The following is a 15,855-nucleotide window of genomic DNA, read 5'->3' on the forward strand; positions in this document are numbered from 1 at the left end:
GGGCCGCGGCACGAGGCGTCGTCGACGACTGGGATACTCGTGAGCCATGGCGAGCAAACCCCGCATCCTGACCAGCGGCAAGGACATGATCTGGACGCTGATCCCGTTGCTGGCGGTGTGCGCACTCGTTGCGATCGCCTCGGGGAATTGCTCGGTCGGGCTGACCGGCACCGCGTCGGATGACAAGACCCCCGCCTACGACGTCCGGGACGGCCTCGCCGCCGACGCCAGGATCATGCCGTTCCCGATCCGACGTCCGCCGACACCCGAGGGCTGGAAACCGAACTCCGGCAGCACGCAGGAGATAGCTAATTCGACGTCGAGCAATGTCGGATGGGTCACCGGCACCGGCGCATACCTGCAGCTCACCCAGACCAACGCGTCCGAGGACGACCTGGTCGAGAAGCTGGGTGGTGATGACGTGTCGTCGGGAACCGGTACCAAGGAGATCGGTGGCCGCACCTGGGTGGCCTATTCGACGCACGACGGCAACAAGTTCTGGATCACCGACCTCTCGGACGTGCGGATCGCCGTGATGTCGCGTGGCCCCGATTCCGAGATGCAGCAGATGGCCGAGTCCGTGCTGGCTCAGGAGCCGTTGCCGAAGACCGGTTCCTGACCGCGGTGGCGCGTGTGGCCCGCCGGACAGGGTGTCACTCGTCGTCGAGATCCTCGTCGTCGGAGTCCGGATCGTCGTCCGAGTCGGTGTCTACCTCGTGCGAGAGTGCGGCCTCGATGCGGTCCCGGGCGCCGGTCAGATGCGCTTCGCACCGCGTGGCCAGTGCTTCTCCACGCTCCCAGAGAGCAAGGGATGCGTCGAGGTCGAGGCCCCCGTGCTCGAGTGCCGTGACGACCTCGATGAGCTCGTCACGAGCCTGCTCATAGCCGAGTTGCTCGACCGGAATCGGCTTGGCGGACTTGCCTTTCGCAGGGCCGGTCACGTGGTGCTCCTCTTCGTGCTGCAGTTGCCGGTGCCGTCGGCGGGATTCTTGATGCCGTCGGCGGGGTCTGTGGTGCCGTCGGCGGGATTCTTGATGCCGTCGGCGGGGTCTGTGGTGCCGTCGGAGACCTGTGCCAGCGCGGCGCCGTCGCCGACGCGGATGCGCAGCCGTGCCCCCGCCGGCATCTGGTCGGTCGAGGTCACCACGTGGGGTTCGCCGGTGTCGACGCGTTGGACCACGGCGTATCCGCGCGCGAGTGTCTGCGCGGGTCCGAGGGTGGACAGCCGCGCCGACAGGTGCTCGACGCGACGTTCCTCGGCATCCACCATCCGGACCACGTCGCGGCGGATGTCGCGGCGCATGCGCTCGACGTCGTCGGAGCGTCGGTCGATCATCGTGAACGGGTTGGCCAGCACCGGTCGGGCGCGCAGCCCCGAGATCACCCGTTCCTCGCGATGAACCCAGTTCCGGAGGGCGTGGGCGCTGCGTCGGCGCATCTCGGCGATCCCGGCCAGCTCGGCGGTGACGTCGGGGACCACCCGTTTCGCCGCGTCGGTGGGGGTGGCCGCCCGGACGTCGGCGACGAGGTCGAGAAGCGGGTTGTCGGGTTCGTGTCCGATGGCGCTGATCACCGGCGTCGAGCACGCCACGACGGCACGCAGGAGTGTTTCGTCGGAGAAGGGGAGTAGATCCTCGACGCTGCCCCCGCCGCGTGCGATGACGATGACGTCGACGTCGGGATCGGCGTCGAGTTCGGCGAGGTGTGCCAGGATCCGCGGTACTGCCGTCGGACCCTGCACGGGCGCGTCACGCACCGCGAAGCGGACCTGCGACCAGCGTGCGGCCGCCACCGTCATCACATCGCGTTGCGCGGCACTGGCCCGTCCGGAGATCAGGCCCACCGTGCGCGGGAGAAACGGCAGCCGGCGCTTGAGTCGTGGATCGAGGAGACCTTCGGCGGCGAGGAGCTGTTTGAGTCGCTCGATCCGCAGCAGCAACTGGCCGATGCCGATGGGTCGAATGTCGGTGACGCGCAACGAGATCGTCCCGCGGCCCGCGTAGAAGTCGGGGCGTCCGAGCATCACCACGTGGCTGCCCTCGGTGACCGGGACCTCCGTGCGCATCAGCAGATCAGGGTTGCAGGTGACGGTGATCGAGATGTCGGCGGCCGGATCGCGCAGTGTCAGGAAAGACGTGCGCGTTCCGGGACGACGCGAGACCTGGGTGACCTGGCCCTCCACCCAGATCTGACCGAGGCGGTTGATCCACTCGGCGATCTTGCGGTTGACCGTGCGCACCGGCCACGGGTTGTCCGCATTGTTGCCTGAGTGCTTGTTGCCCGAGTCCCTGGAAGCGGAGCCCCTGGTGCTGGAATCCGCGGGGTTGTTGCCGGTCGGCGTTCCGTGCGCCGAGGTCACGAGTTGGGGGACCGCTTGTTCTGTGCCGTGATCCGGTTGTCGAGCATGGTGACGAACGGCGCGCGGTTCTTGGTGGCCGCCTCGTATGCCGCGAGTGCGGTCAGATCGTCGAGGTCGACGGCTCTGAGCTTGGCGCGCAGTTGAGCCAGGGTCAGGTTGTCGTACTCGATGAACTCGACGATCTCCGGTTTGTCGACGTCGGGGGTGCCATCGGTTGTCGGGGTGTCGCCTGCGACGAGGTCTGCCGGGGCAGAGCTGTAGAGCGCGAATCGCCCCGCGTCGGCCCGTGGCACCGTCGGCGATGCCGCGCTCGGTGATGATGCGGCGTCCGACGGACCGTCTGCGTCCGTGGCGCTCTTCGCCGGCGTGGCTTTCTTGGCCGGTGTGGCTTTCGGGGCCGCGCTCTTCGGTGTTCCACTCTTCGGTGTTCCACTCTTTGGGGCCGCACTCTCTGGTGACGCACTTTTCGGTGCGGCGCTGCTGGAGGGTGCGGATTTCTGCGTCGGGGGAGCCTTCGCGGTTGACGGAGTTGCGCGAGGCGTCGGGTGCAGCGTCGTGACCGGCGCGTCCTCGGCATCGGGAACGTCGACTTCCGCGGTCTCGATGGGGGTTCCCGGATCGATCTCGGTGAGCTCGTCCTCGTCGAAGCGGGCCCACTCGGGCTGCTCGTCCGGTTTGTCGAAGATCATGTCGAGAGCCTCGTCGCCCTTGATGGCGAGTTCGGCGATCTGCTGCTGCGCGCGCATCCCCGCCTGGAGGGTCTGACTGACCGCTGTCATGGGCAGCGTGAACAGGCGTGTCGGGAGTCGGCGGGTCTCTTCGATTGCCACGACGATGAGACCTGCGGCGATACGTGCAGGATAGGGTGCGCGAACCATGACAACACTCTGCCATCTGGTCTGCGTCACACCAACCCGGAGCACGGCGGTTCGGAGGTCTCACACCACGTACCCTGGAGACCATGTCTGAATCCAAGCGTGTCCTGCTGGCCGAGCCGCGTGGTTATTGCGCGGGCGTCGACCGAGCGGTCGAGACCGTCGAACGCGCCCTGGACAAGCACGGAGCACCGGTCTACGTGCGCAAAGAGATCGTCCACAACCGACATGTCGTCGACACGCTCACCGAGCGCGGTGCGGTGTTCGTCGGCGAGACCGACGAGGTTCCCGAGGGCGCGATCGTCGTGTTCTCCGCTCACGGCGTATCTCCCGAGGTACATCGGACCGCCGCCGAGCGCAGCCTGAAGACGATCGATGCAACATGTCCGCTGGTGACCAAGGTGCATCAGGAGGCCAAGCGTTTCGCCCGCGACGACTACGACATCCTGCTGATCGGCCACGAGGGCCACGAGGAGGTCGAGGGCACCTCGGGCGAGGCGCCTGAGCACATCCAGATCGTCGACGGCCCCGACAGCGTCGACAACGTCACCGTGCGCGACGAGTCGAAGGTGATCTGGCTGTCGCAGACCACGCTCTCGGTCGACGAGACGATGGAAACCGTCCGTCGGCTCCGCGAGAAATTCCCCGAGATGGCTGATCCGCCCAGCGACGACATCTGCTACGCCACCCAGAACCGGCAGGTCGCCGTCAAGGCCATGGCGCCGCAGTGCGACCTCGTGATCGTGGTGGGCTCCAAGAACTCGTCCAACTCGGTACGCCTCGTCGAGGTGGCCGTGCAGAACGGCGCCAAGGACGGACACCTCGTCGACTACGCCCGCGAGATCGACGACGCCTGGCTCGACGGTGTCTCGACGGTCGGCGTGACCTCCGGTGCGTCGGTTCCCGAGGTGCTGGTGCGCGGGGTGCTCGACTACCTGGCCGAGCGCGGCTACGACACCGTCGAGAAGGTCAACACCGCCGAGGAGACGCTGACGTTCGCGTTGCCGCGTGAATTGCGTCCCGCGCGGTAAGTGGTCTCAATTAACGCGCTTACATGGGGCAGGCAATCTCCGTGTTCGTAGCTAGCCGATCAGTCAGAGCGCCGCAAATGTATGATTCTGCTCACACGCTCGATTATCTACCTCGGGTGTGGTTCTGGCCTCGCTGACCCCAATTTTGGCAAGTTATTGGAATGGCATCGAACCGTATTTCCAGAGTCTGGCGTAAAGCATTTCCGTCTATGCAAGGATTCGGAACTAGAAGACGTTGTTCGACAACACAGCGACGACAATATTCTTGCGGTGTCTTATGGTAAGGAGTATTCAGACCTTCCCCACTTTGTCAGTAGTCTCGTTGATGCATCCAGAGGATTGGTGCGGCGTAACGAACATGGAATCGCTCGAAATATTCCCGAAGAGTCGCGGCTTCGCATTCTGGCCAGTGTGATCGAGGAACTGAAGCAGATTTATGGTCCTGGAAGAATTCCGGATCACATTCCGGATGGAATACGAAGCGCCACAATAGCGCCGATCTTGCGACCAGTGCCGAATCCAGAATATATTGACAAGCCCTTGGATCGCGAAGGGGTGAAGCGACTAGATCCTGAGCTCGAATGTACTCGTCCTGGTGTTACTGTTGTGGCGGGGGAAGAACAATCGGGACTATCGACAACTTTGACATGGCTATCACTGCGTGCGGCCGAGAAAAACCCTGCGCTTACCCCAATACTGGTTGATTTCAACTACTGTCCTAAGGGTGTTGGCCCACTCAGAAGTCTCGTAGTGAGGGAAGCGCTTGACAAGGAAGTGATTGAGAAGAAGAGAGATTCTTTACCTCCTTACGTTCTTGCTATCGACAATTATTCCCCTTTTGTCCCGAAGGTGTCGAATAACGCTATCTCCGACATAGCAAACTTGGACGCGGCTACTATTTTCCTCGGGTGCCGGATGGGCGAGGAAGCTGACGTGGTTGAGAAACTGCGTGCAGTCGGCGTTAGCCCCCAGGTGGTGTATCTAGGTAAACTGAACACCACAGACGTCGCCGAGCTAGCGCGGATCGTTGCACCCGTCGCACACGAGCAGATGGTCACCAAGATAGTTTCGTTACTGAGTGTGGAACGGCTTCCTCGTACGCCGTTCACCGTATCATTGCTAATCTCCATTCTTCTCGCTGGGGAAGATGTGAGTTCGGAGTCTTCAGCAACAGGAATACTCGAGCAATACTTAAGTCTACTGGTCGGCCGTGGTAATCCATTGGCAGACTCTCGATATTCTATTGGCCCAGATCAAGCCATTACTGCCCTTTCAAAACTGGCTGAAGAATACACCCGGAACGAAATTGTATACTGGCCGGAAAGCAGCGTGCTGCAGGTCCTCGAACGTCTTAAGAGCGATTTCGCATGGCCTGAGACGGCCTCCGATATGTTATCGATGCTCCGGGAATCGCGGATATTGCGAGTGAGTCAAGCGGGCGTTTGCTTCGCACGCAGCTCTTATCTGCATCTTTTTGCAGCGAAGGCAGCTACGCGAGACCTGGACTTTCGGGATTTTTTGATGGAAAATATACTAAAGTTTGCTCCAGTGATACGGCATTATGCCGCGCTGAATAGGCGTAACGATGACATCCTGCCGCGGTTGATACAGTTCCTATCCTCCTTTAGTCAACAATCAACTGCCACAGCGTTTGAGAATTTTAGCACGATCATTGCGCCAGATAGATTGATCGCAGATGATGACGAATCGGACCAATCTGTTTTTGTTGCAGACGACGAAGATGATAGTGACAGCGACGAGGATGGTCACGACTTCTTGGATGTGGTACCCGATCGAGATAGGCATCCGTTCGTAGATATTGTTGAATCAGAAGAAACGTTCTTGCGTAGGTATATGCTGACACTTGAAACGGTATCTTCAATCTTGCGCGACTCCGACGAGGTTCGGGATCTGTCGTCAAAAGCAAAGTTGTTACGCTTGGTCCTTAGGGGTTGGAGTGAGCTGATCGGACTAGTGGAGCATGATCCACGCTTTTCCGACTTGCGCGACGTTCTGACTGAAATGCTGTCGAACGGCGATGCTAGTGCGCGTGAGGAAGACTATAGCGATGACACGGACGGCGATGAAACCGCAGCCAGCAATCCGATGTTTTTGCGAACCGTCGTGCCGTGCATTTTTGTGGCGAATATGATGGACTCGACTCTTTCGACGCGGAAGCTGTTGCCGATACTGGATGAGCTATTGAAAGAGGAAGGTTTTCGAGAAGACGTCAGCAATGCGGCTCCCGCCGCGATATTGATCGCTTGCGTGGGACAACGTGGATGGGTGAGCGACTTGAAGCCGCTCGTGCAGGAAATCGAGCAGACTAACTTTTATCGTGACTTTTTTTCACTAGTGTTGGTGGGCGCATACCTGACTGGTCGTCACTTTCCCAGTGAAGAGACTATGCTGAAGAAAGCGGCGGTATTGAGCGTTGTTGATCGTTACAAATATAAAAACAGCACACACCGGCAGCTGGCCTATAACAAGGTGGAGAAGGGCATCACTCAGACCCGGCAGAGTCTGGAACGGATTGAAAAGCCTGAGGAGAAGCGTCGTTTAAATGGCGTCATCGGATCTCAGACTGGCAGGGGTAGTTGACGATGATGCCAGTGGAATATAAAACACGCCCTACCTATTTTGCGAGTTTCGACAAATGCGTCGATTGCAAGGGTCTGTGCTGTCAAACGTGAGGTCATCGGCTGAGTTGCTTGATCCCGGCAGGAATGCATCTCCTGACTGCTGTCAAGTTTGGGCTAGTTTGCTCGGGAGCTCCGAAGTGCCTGATCTCATCGGGGGCCCTCGACGTGTGGCATCCATGGCCCGCGCGAACGGGCTGGTGCGGCGCTCGATGACTGGACACCGGTCGATGAGATTCTGCTTAGCCTCCCACCTTTCCTAGGGCGTAGTCGCTACTGAGGGCCGATGCCTATGTTGCGTACCACTATCCGTGTAGCAGAGGTGGTGCGCTCCAGTGGTCACGGCACCCGCACTAGTAGGCGAATGATCGCGGTCTCGTTCGAAGCGTCACCGCGTCTACTCAGATGATCGTCTCTACTTTCGGTGCGATCTGGCGGGAGGGCTGGTGCTCTGCATATCGGTACGCAGCGCGCGTTAGTCCCAAACACCCCGAAGTGCCATTTTGACCCTGACCAGCGGCGTCGCGTACTCTGGACCGCTGGTGCGTGACACCTTCGCTCCCGCGTGGAGCAAGGTAGCAGAGTCCCGGGTCCCCACTGGTCGCCGGGAATCACCTCCGTCTGCGCACCTGACCAGCACCATCGAACAAGAGTTGAGGACCACCTGTGCCTACTTACACCCCGAAGGCCGGTGACATCACCCGCACGTGGCATGTCATCGACGCCAACGACGTGGTGCTCGGCCGGCTGGCCGTGCAGAGCGCCAACCTGCTCCGCGGCAAGCACAAGCCGACCTACGCACCCCACATGGATGGTGGCGATTTCGTCATCATCATCAACGCCGAGAAGGTTGCGCTGACCAGCAACAAGGCTGACCGCAAGCTGAACTACCGGCACTCCGGACATCCGGGTGGCCTCAAGGTGCAGACCACCGCCGAGCTGCTCGAATCGCACCCCGAGCGGGTCGTCGAGAAGGCGATCACGGGAATGCTGCCCCACACCAAGCTCGGCCGCGCCATGGCCTCGAAGCTCAAGGTGTACGCAGGCCCGAACCATCCCCACGCGGCCCAGCGCCCCGTCCCCTTCGAGATCAAGCAGGTGGCCCAGTGAGCAACGAGAACATCAGCGACGAAGCTGTGGAGAACGCGGTGGAGAATGCCGCTGCCGCCCAGGCCGCTGCCGGTGACGACACCGCCGCCGCCGAGGGAGCTGTAGAAGCCGCCGTGGAGGCCGCAGTCGAGCTCGAGCAGGCCGCAGACGACTACGACACCGAGGCACCCGCTGCCGCCGAGGTCACCATCGATCGTGGCCCCGTGGTCATCGACCGTCCGATCCAGACCGTCGGCCGCCGCAAGGAGGCCGTCGTTCGCGTTCGCATGATGCCCGGTTCGGGTGGGTTCACCCTCAATGGCCGCAGCCTCGAGGAGTACTTCCCCAACAAGGTCCACCAGCAGCTCATCAAGGCTCCGCTGGTGACCGTCGAGCGCACCGAGTCGTTCGACATCTTCGCCAAGCTCGTCGGCGGTGGCCCCTCGGGCCAGGCCGGTGCGCTGCGGCTCGCCATTGCCCGTGCCCTCATCGAGGTCACCCCTGAGGACCGCCCGGCACTGAAGAAGGCCGGCTTCCTCACGCGCGACCCGCGTGCGGTCGAGCGCAAGAAGTACGGCCTGAAGAAGGCCCGCAAGGCGTCGCAGTACTCCAAGCGCTGACTTGGCACGCCTTTTCGGTACCGACGGCGTCCGAGGCCTGGCCAACGATCAACTCACACCCGAGTTGGCGTTGCGCCTGGCCTCGGCCGCCGCGGTCGTTCTCGGACAACTTTCCACACCCCGCGACGACGCACGCGGCACCCGGCCCCAGGTGGTCGTCGGCCGCGATCCGCGCGCATCCAGCGAGATGCTCGAGGCCGCTGTCTGTGCGGGCCTGGCTGCCGTCGGAGCCGACGCTATCCGTGTCGGCGTACTGCCGACGCCCGCGGTCGCATTCCTGACCGGCGACTACGACGCCACGTTCGGCGTCATGATCTCCGCGTCGCACAACCCGATGCCCGACAACGGCATCAAATTCTTCGGCGCGGGCGGACACAAACTCGACGACGAGGTCGAAGACCGGATCGAAGCCGTGATGACCTCCGGCGACGTCCCGCATCCGACAGGCGCAGGCGTCGGCCGACTTCGGGACGCCCCGGACGCCGCTGCGCGCTACGGCGCGCACCTCGCCGCAGCGATCGACGCGCGACTCGACGGCCTCAACGTCGTGGTCGACTGCGCCAACGGCGCAGCGGCACAGGTGGGTCCGCACGTGTTCAGTGCCGCGGGCGCGAACGTCACCACCATCCACGCCGAACCCGACGGCATCAACATCAACGCCGACTGCGGCTCCACACACATGGAGAAACTGCAGGCAGCCGTCCTCGAGCACGGCGCCGACCTCGGCATCGCGTTCGACGGCGACGCCGACAGATGTCTCGCGGTCGATTCGACGGGGCAGCTCGTCGACGGCGACGCCATCATGGCGATCCTGGCCACCGCGCTGCACGCCCGTGGCCGACTCGTCGACGACGTACTCGTCGCGACGGTGATGAGCAACCTCGGTCTGCACATCGCGATGCGCGAAGCGGGAATCGAGGTGCGTACCACCGCCGTCGGTGATCGATACGTATTGGAGGAGCTGCGTCGCGGGGGCTATTCGCTCGGCGGTGAGCAGTCCGGCCACATCGTTTACCCGCACGCGGGAACCACCGGCGACGGCATCCTCACCGGCCTGCTGCTCATGGAGCAGATCGTCAGGTCGGGCAGGCGCCTGGCCGACCTCGCGTCGATCGTCACCGTGTTGCCGCAGGAGCTCATCAATGTCCGCGTCGCCGACAAGCACGCCGTCGCGATCGCGGAGTCGGTGCGTGACGCCGTCGACGCAGCCGAGCAGGAGCTGGGATCGACCGGCCGAGTCCTGTTGCGGCCCTCGGGAACCGAGCAGTTAGTGCGGGTCATGGTGGAGGCGCCGACCCCGGAACTCGCGCACGGGGTGGCTGCTCGCATCGCGGGCGTCGTCGCCGACGCCGGGGCTGCGGGATGAGTTCGCCACCCAAGGCGGTCCTGTTCGACTTCTCCGGCACGTTGTTCCGGTTCACCGACAGGCCCGAGTGGTTCGCCGATCTGCACGACGAGAACGGCCAACCGCTGCACCTCGACCATCAGATGGAACTGATCCGACGGATGACCCAGCCCGTCGGGCTGCCGGCCGCCGTCGAGGATGACGATCGGATCTCCTGGGAGAGAAGGGATCTCGATCCCGCTGAGCATCGTCGTGCCTACCTCGCGATCCTGCGTGCGTCCGGACTCACGGTTCCCGGGCAGGCGGAGTCGCTCTACGAGCGCGTGCTCGATCCGGCGTCGTGGGAGCCGTTCGACGGCACCGAGGCCGTTTTGCGCGGCCTGCGTTCGGCGGGGGTTCCGGTCGGCGTCGTCAGCAACATCGCCTTCGACGTCCGCGAGGTTCTCGAGCGTGTCGGCCTACGTGATCTGGTCGGGTCGTACGCGCTGTCGTATGAGGTCGGTGCGATCAAACCCAACCCCCGTATCTTCCACGCGGCCCTCGACGAACTCGGGGTCGCCGGGTACGACGCGCTCATGATCGGTGACAGCCAGGAAGCCGACGGCGGCGCGACGAGGATCGGCTGCGCTTTCGAGCTGGTCCATGACGTCCCGCCTACCGATCGGCCCACGGCGCTCCTCGATGCCGTTGCACGCCATGGCATCGCGCTGCCGTGACCGCGGCCCGCGGCCGAGCGACACACCGAGACGTCGAGTGCGGAATTCTCGACGAACATGGAACCCACAGCACTTGCTCAGCGTCTAGACTTCAACGCCACACGTAGAGTGCCGCAGACCGGACATCCCGACGACGGAACACCGAGGCATCTCGACAAGACGTGACGGTGGACGGACGGGGGCAGGACTGTGCCGAAGAGTGGGCCGCATGCCGCGGTAGATCACGTGCGTGTCGACGTCGATCAGGTCAATGCGGTGGCGTCGTTCTATCGACACGCGTCTTCGGTGGTCGCCGCTGCAGCGTCGGGCATGGAATCCCGACCGTTCGGGCGGTGGAGCGTCGGGGAGGCGTATGCCCTGATGGCGCAACGCTATGGTGCGATGGGCGAGCATCTCGTCGGGCGTCTCCGAGCGCAGGCCGCCGCAGTAGCCGACCTCGCCGACATACTGACCCAGGGAGCATCGCGCCTCGACGATGCCGACTCCGCCGGCGCGTCGACGATACGTCGAGCCGACGGTCGCGACGCCGCCACGGCAGCGTCACCTCACAGGACCGCCCGTGCCACCGGGAGTCCCTCGTGAGTCGGAGACCGGGCAGTCTCGCCGAACTACGGACACAGGCGATCGCGGGCAGCGACGAGTTGATCTCACTGATGGGTGTCGGGCGAACACTGGGGATCGACGTGCCCGCCGACGACGACGAGATCCGAAAACCGTTGGTGCGCATAGGCCAGTTCGACATCGCCGGACTCTCCGACGACGCGCACCGACTCGCATCCGCCCATCGTGTGGTCGCCGAGCAACTGCACTGCCTGCCCGAGCAGCAGGTCAGGCTCGACGACGGATGGTCGAGCGCGTCGGGCGACGCAGCGATCGGCCACGTCCTCGATCATCAGCGTCGCATCGAAGCAGACCTCGGCGCGCTGCGTGCCCTGTCCGACTCGACGAACGCAGCGGCGACGGGCATCGACCGTCTCTTACGGACGTGGTACGTCACTGTCGCGCGATGTTCGTCCCCACTCGTGGCGGGAGTACCCAGCGGCGAACTGCCGACAGCGATTCTCACCGGGAGGGTGCCGCTCACGCTCGTCGCCGCCGACATCCTCTCCCGCGTTCAACTGGTCCTCAGCACCGCCGAGACGACGGTCGCTGCACTCGACGACATCCTGCACACTCTCAACCGTGCGACGGAGGGCCTTGATGGCGACGCATATCAGACCGGCGATCGAGGTAGGGGACGTCTCGACGTGAATCCTGCGAAAGCGCAGAGCACGTTGATCGTGATCCCCGAGGCGCCGGCCGGTGAGGAGCGGCCCGGCGCGCATGCGCCTGTCGGACCCGGCGCGCATGCGCCTGCGGGGCCCGAAGCGCATGCGCGTTCGGGTGAGCAGCCGGATCACACGGGCGAGAACACGCCCCGGTCAGGTCGTCAGTCCGAGAGTGTCGACGTCCCGTTGACCCTGCCGCGCCCCGATCAGCCCGCCACGTCCACGCAGGGGCCGCAGTCAGTCCCCGGCCCCCAGTCAGTCCCCGGCCCGCAGTCAGTCCCCGGCCCGCCGGCCGACCAGCCACCGCCGGGTGGCGATGGCCCGCGAGCCGATCAACCCCTGTCGCAGGTCCCCGAATCAGATTCCGCGGCCGATCTGGCACTGGCGGGTGACCAGTGACCATCGCAGATCAGATCGACGCGCTTGCCCGCGCGGCGACAGAGTCGATCGTCGGTGCCTCACGTGAGTTCAGCGCGACACAGACCGACCTGGCAAGCGCGTGTGCCGAGCACCGGAGCCGACCCGGCTCCCCATCGACACTGGCGCGTGAGCAGCTCGTCATCGACGCAGACGAAGCCGACGCGCTTCCCCGCGTGCTGTTGCCTGCCGACATGGCCGAGGCCAGTCCGCATTCTCCCGCTGAGAGCACATAGGCTGAGCTACGTGGCCCGGAAAAAGCGCATCTCCGCCAAGTCTCCCGACAAGTTGGCCAAGCAGCTCGCTCGGCGTGGTCCGCACAAGGTGCTGCGGGGCGACCTCGGCATCGTCGGCATGCACGGTCAGGTCTTCACACCGGCCGACGCCGGTCGGTATCCGGCCGTCGCTTTCGGTCACGGGTGGTTGAGCAGCGCCAAACGCTATCGCGACCTGCTGTACCACTTCGCCTCATGGGGCATCGTCGTCGCGGCGCCCGACGATCAGAAGGGAGTACTGGCCTCCGACGTCGGTCTGGCAGCCGATCTGCGTGCCGCCGCGGCAGTGGTCAGCAACTACTCACTCGGCACCGGAGAAGTCACCGTCGACCGTGACCGTATCGGTGTGATCGGTCACGGTTTCGGCGCCGCTGCCGCCGTGATCGCCGCGAGTGACGAGCAGTTGCTCGGGCAGGAAGCGCTCGCTCTGCGCAGCGTCGTGGCACTGTTCCCCGCCCCGACGACCGATGCCCTGCCGAAAGCCGCGGCGACTGCCACGGCTCCGTGTCTGATCCTGACCGGTGCGCGCGAGCTCGACAACGTCGACGCGAACGCCCTGGCGTTGGCGCGTGACTACGCGGGCGATGTGGCGTTGCGCACCATCCCAAAGGCCACGCGTGCCGACATCGTCGCGCGACCGTCGATCAAGTCGCTGATCGGGTTGAGTGCGGTCGACCGCAAGTCGCATTCGACCGTACGTGCGATCAGTACGGGATTCTTGCTGTACACCCTGACCGGAGACCCCCAGTACGCCGGCTTCACCGACCCCGAGGCGCAGATCGGCAAGACCACGGTCGTCGACGTCGAGGAACCGCCGGAGGAGCGGCTCGACTCGGTGTCGCGTCTGTTCGGTGCGAAGTCGAGCGGTGCGGGTCGTCAATTGCTCGCAAAATCCCCGGTACGCTGAACATCTATGTGTGGAATCGTCGGATACGTGGGCAGGCGCGATGCCCTTGACATCGTTGTCGAGGCGCTGCGCCGGATGGAATACCGCGGATATGACTCGGCGGGCGTCGCCATTCTCGACGGGCACGGTCACACGACCGTCGAGAAGAAGGCAGGTCGCCTCGAGAACCTGGACAAGCAGATCGCGTCGGTCGGTCGGGATGCCCTCGCGGGCACGACCGGGATGGGGCACACACGATGGGCGACGCACGGGCAGCCCACCGACCGCAACGCCCACCCGCATGTCAGCACTGACGGCAAGCTCGCCGTCGTGCACAACGGGATCATCGAGAACTACGCACCGCTGCGCGCCGAGCTCGAAGCCGAGGGTATCGAGTTCACCTCCGACACAGACACCGAGACCGCGGTGCATCTCGTGGAGCGCGAGTACAACTTCGGCCCGACCGCGGGTGACTTCGTAGCGAGCGCCTACTCGGCGCTGCGTCGACTAGACGGCGCGTTCACGTTGGTGTTCACCCACTCCGATCATCCCGACACGATCGTCGCGGCACGACGGTCGACGCCGCTGGTCGTCGGCGTCGGTGAGGGCGAGATGTTCGTCGCCTCCGATGTCACCGCCTTCATCGAACACACCCGGGATGCCGTCGAGCTCGGTCAGGACGAGGTCGTGGTGATCTCGGCCGACAGCTACACCATCACCGACTTCGACCAGAACCCCCGCCCGGGCAAACCGTTCCACATCAATTGGGATCTGGCTGCCGCGGAGAAGGGTGGCTACGACTACTTCATGCTCAAGGAGATCGCCGAGCAGCCCCGAGCTCTCGCCGACACACTCCTGGGGCACCTGGAGAACGGGCGGATCGTCCTCGACGAGCAGCGTCTGTCCGACGACGACCTGCGCGACGTCGACAAGGTCTTCGTCGTCGCCTGTGGAACCGCCTATCACGCAGGCATGCTCGCCAAGTACGCCATCGAGCACTGGACCCGGCTGCCCGTCGAGGTCGAGCTGGCAAGCGAGTTCCGCTACCGCGACCCGGTGCTCGACCGACAGACCCTCGTCGTGGCCATCTCGCAGTCCGGCGAGACCGCCGACACGCTCGAGGCCGTCAGGCATGCCAAGGATCAGAAGGCCCGGGTCCTCGCGATCTGCAACACCAACGGTGCGCAGATTCCCCGCGAGTCCGACGCTGTGCTCTACACACATGCCGGCCCCGAGATCGGCGTCGCCTCGACGAAGTGTTTCCTCGCGCAGATCGCCGCCGCCTATCTCGTCGGTCTCGCGCTCGCTCAGGCGCGCGGCACCAAGTACGCCGACGAGGTCGCGCGGGAGTTCGGTGCGATGGAGGCCATGGTCGACGCCGTGACCGAGGTGCTCGGCACGATGGAGCCCGTCCGCGAACTCGCGGAGTCGCTCGCCGATCGCCCGACCGTGCTGTTCATCGGGCGTCACGTCGGTTACCCGGTGGCGCTCGAGGGAGCGCTCAAGCTCAAGGAGCTCGCCTACATGCACGCCGAGGGATTCGCGGCGGGTGAGCTCAAACACGGTCCGATCGCCCTCATCGAGGACGGACTGCCTGTCATCGTCGTGATGCCGCAGGCCGATGGCCGTGCGGTGCTGCATTCCAAGATGGTCAGCAACATCCGGGAGATCCAGGCGCGCGGAGCGCGGACCATCGTGATCGCCGAGGACGACGACGACGCCGCGCGCGCGGTCGCCGACCACTTCATCCCGATCCCGAAGACGCCGACGCTGTTGCAGCCGCTGGTGTCGACCGTGCCGCTGCAGGTCTTCGCCGCGAGCGTCGCGCAGGCACGCGGCTACGACGTCGACAAGCCGCGAAACCTCGCCAAGTCGGTCACCGTCGAATAGGGGAGCCACATGCCGGTCAGCTACCTCACCGCCGACGCCGTCCGAGCCGCGGAACGCGCGACAGGGGAGTTGCTGACCACCGGCACGCTGATGCGCCGCGCCTCCCACGGTGTGGCCGGAGCAGTGCTCGCACTCCTTCGTGACCGATCAGGCGCCGTCGTCGGGCGCACTGTCGGCCTCGTAATCGGAGCAGGCGACAACGGCGGCGATGCGTTGTACGCCGGAGCCGAACTCGCGAGGCGCGGTGTGGCTGTCCGTGCGGTCCTCCTTTCTCCCGACAAGGCACACCCCGGCGGGCTGACGGCTCTCCGACGCCGGGGGGTCGGGTCGTCGACGCACTGCCGGGTTCGCTCGATGCCGTCGTCGACGGTGTCGTGGGTATCGGCGGGCACGGGCCCCTGCGACCGGCCGCGGCAACGGTGTTCGGGTCGATCGACCCCGCCAC

General features: G+C 64.4%; 15 protein-coding genes and 1 pseudogene. 13 read left to right on the plus strand and 3 right to left on the minus strand.

What is annotated here, in order from left to right; all coding sequences use genetic code 11:
• Nucleotides 1-46: 46 nt before the first annotated feature.
• Entirely contained in the window at nt 47-619 is a 573-nt protein-coding gene (locus GOOTI_RS15205; protein WP_007239499.1) for a DUF4245 domain-containing protein, read from the plus strand.
• A gap of 34 nt (nt 620-653) precedes the next feature.
• Here the strand turns inward: GOOTI_RS15205 and GOOTI_RS15210 are convergent, their stop codons facing one another.
• The 3 genes from GOOTI_RS15210 to GOOTI_RS15220 are packed head-to-tail and all read right to left on the minus strand — an operon-like array spanning nt 654 to nt 3,237.
• The gene (locus GOOTI_RS15210; protein WP_007239500.1) at nt 654-941 is read right to left on the minus strand and encodes an exodeoxyribonuclease VII small subunit; all 288 of its coding nucleotides are present in this window, start codon (nt 939-941) and stop codon (nt 654-656) included.
• Complete coding sequence (xseA, locus tag GOOTI_RS15215) at nt 938-2,359, minus strand: exodeoxyribonuclease VII large subunit (protein WP_007239501.1); 1,422 nt, start codon at nt 2,357-2,359, stop codon at nt 938-940. Before xseA ends, GOOTI_RS15210 begins: the two co-directional genes overlap by 4 nt.
• Entirely contained in the window at nt 2,356-3,237 is an 882-nt protein-coding gene (locus GOOTI_RS15220; RefSeq protein ID WP_039994182.1) for a lipid droplet-associated protein, read from the minus strand. Before GOOTI_RS15220 ends, xseA begins: the two co-directional genes overlap by 4 nt.
• 83 nt (nt 3,238-3,320) lie before the next feature.
• Here GOOTI_RS15220 and GOOTI_RS15225 point away from each other — a divergent pair, with 83 nt between their 5' ends.
• The 12 genes and pseudogenes from GOOTI_RS15225 to GOOTI_RS15280 all read left to right on the plus strand — a co-directional run.
• Nucleotides 3,321-4,265 (plus strand): 4-hydroxy-3-methylbut-2-enyl diphosphate reductase, encoded by a 945-nt coding sequence (locus GOOTI_RS15225; RefSeq protein WP_007239503.1) that lies wholly within the window; start codon nt 3,321-3,323, stop codon nt 4,263-4,265.
• Nucleotides 4,266-4,346: 81 nt separating this feature from the next.
• Nucleotides 4,347-6,866 carry an NACHT domain-containing protein gene (locus tag GOOTI_RS15230; RefSeq protein WP_007239504.1) on the plus strand — a complete coding sequence of 840 codons (2,520 nt, stop codon included), beginning with the start codon at nt 4,347-4,349 and terminating at the stop codon, nt 6,864-6,866.
• Nucleotides 6,867-7,570: 704 nt separating this feature from the next.
• Entirely contained in the window at nt 7,571-8,014 is a 444-nt protein-coding gene (gene rplM / locus GOOTI_RS15235; protein ID WP_005174183.1) for a 50S ribosomal protein L13, read from the plus strand.
• A complete protein-coding gene (rpsI, locus tag GOOTI_RS15240; protein WP_007239505.1) occupies nt 8,011-8,613 on the plus strand; it encodes a 30S ribosomal protein S9 in 603 nt (200 codons plus the stop codon). The genes rplM and rpsI overlap by 4 nt, the downstream gene beginning before the upstream one ends.
• Before the next feature lies 1 nt (nt 8,614).
• Nucleotides 8,615-9,979 carry a phosphoglucosamine mutase gene (gene glmM, locus GOOTI_RS15245; protein WP_007239506.1) on the plus strand — a complete coding sequence of 455 codons (1,365 nt, stop codon included), beginning with the start codon at nt 8,615-8,617 and terminating at the stop codon, nt 9,977-9,979.
• A complete protein-coding gene (locus GOOTI_RS15250) occupies nt 9,976-10,674 on the plus strand; it encodes an HAD family hydrolase (protein WP_007239507.1) in 699 nt (232 codons plus the stop codon). Before glmM ends, GOOTI_RS15250 begins: the two co-directional genes overlap by 4 nt.
• Nucleotides 10,675-10,899: 225 nt before the next feature.
• Nucleotides 10,900-11,256, plus strand: a complete 357-nt coding sequence (locus tag GOOTI_RS15255) for a hypothetical protein (RefSeq protein ID WP_007239508.1) — start codon at nt 10,900-10,902, stop codon at nt 11,254-11,256.
• On the plus strand, nt 11,253-12,341 hold the full coding sequence (locus tag GOOTI_RS26410) for a hypothetical protein (protein ID WP_007239509.1): 1,089 nt from the start codon (nt 11,253-11,255) through the stop codon (nt 12,339-12,341). Before GOOTI_RS15255 ends, GOOTI_RS26410 begins: the two co-directional genes overlap by 4 nt.
• Nucleotides 12,338-12,595, plus strand: a complete 258-nt coding sequence (locus tag GOOTI_RS15265; RefSeq protein ID WP_007239510.1) for a hypothetical protein — start codon at nt 12,338-12,340, stop codon at nt 12,593-12,595. Before GOOTI_RS26410 ends, GOOTI_RS15265 begins: the two co-directional genes overlap by 4 nt.
• A gap of 10 nt (nt 12,596-12,605) precedes the next feature.
• Entirely contained in the window at nt 12,606-13,541 is a 936-nt protein-coding gene (locus tag GOOTI_RS15270; RefSeq protein WP_007239511.1) for a dienelactone hydrolase family protein, read from the plus strand.
• A gap of 6 nt (nt 13,542-13,547) precedes the next feature.
• A complete protein-coding gene (gene glmS / locus GOOTI_RS15275; protein ID WP_007239512.1) occupies nt 13,548-15,410 on the plus strand; it encodes a glutamine--fructose-6-phosphate transaminase (isomerizing) in 1,863 nt (620 codons plus the stop codon).
• A 9-nt stretch (nt 15,411-15,419) separates the two neighbouring features.
• Nucleotides 15,420-15,855: pseudogene (locus GOOTI_RS15280) on the plus strand (NAD(P)H-hydrate epimerase); the annotation flags it as partial.

Source organism: Gordonia otitidis NBRC 100426 (genome assembly GCF_000248075.1).
Classification (GTDB): Bacteria; Actinomycetota; Actinomycetes; order Mycobacteriales; family Mycobacteriaceae; genus Gordonia; species Gordonia otitidis.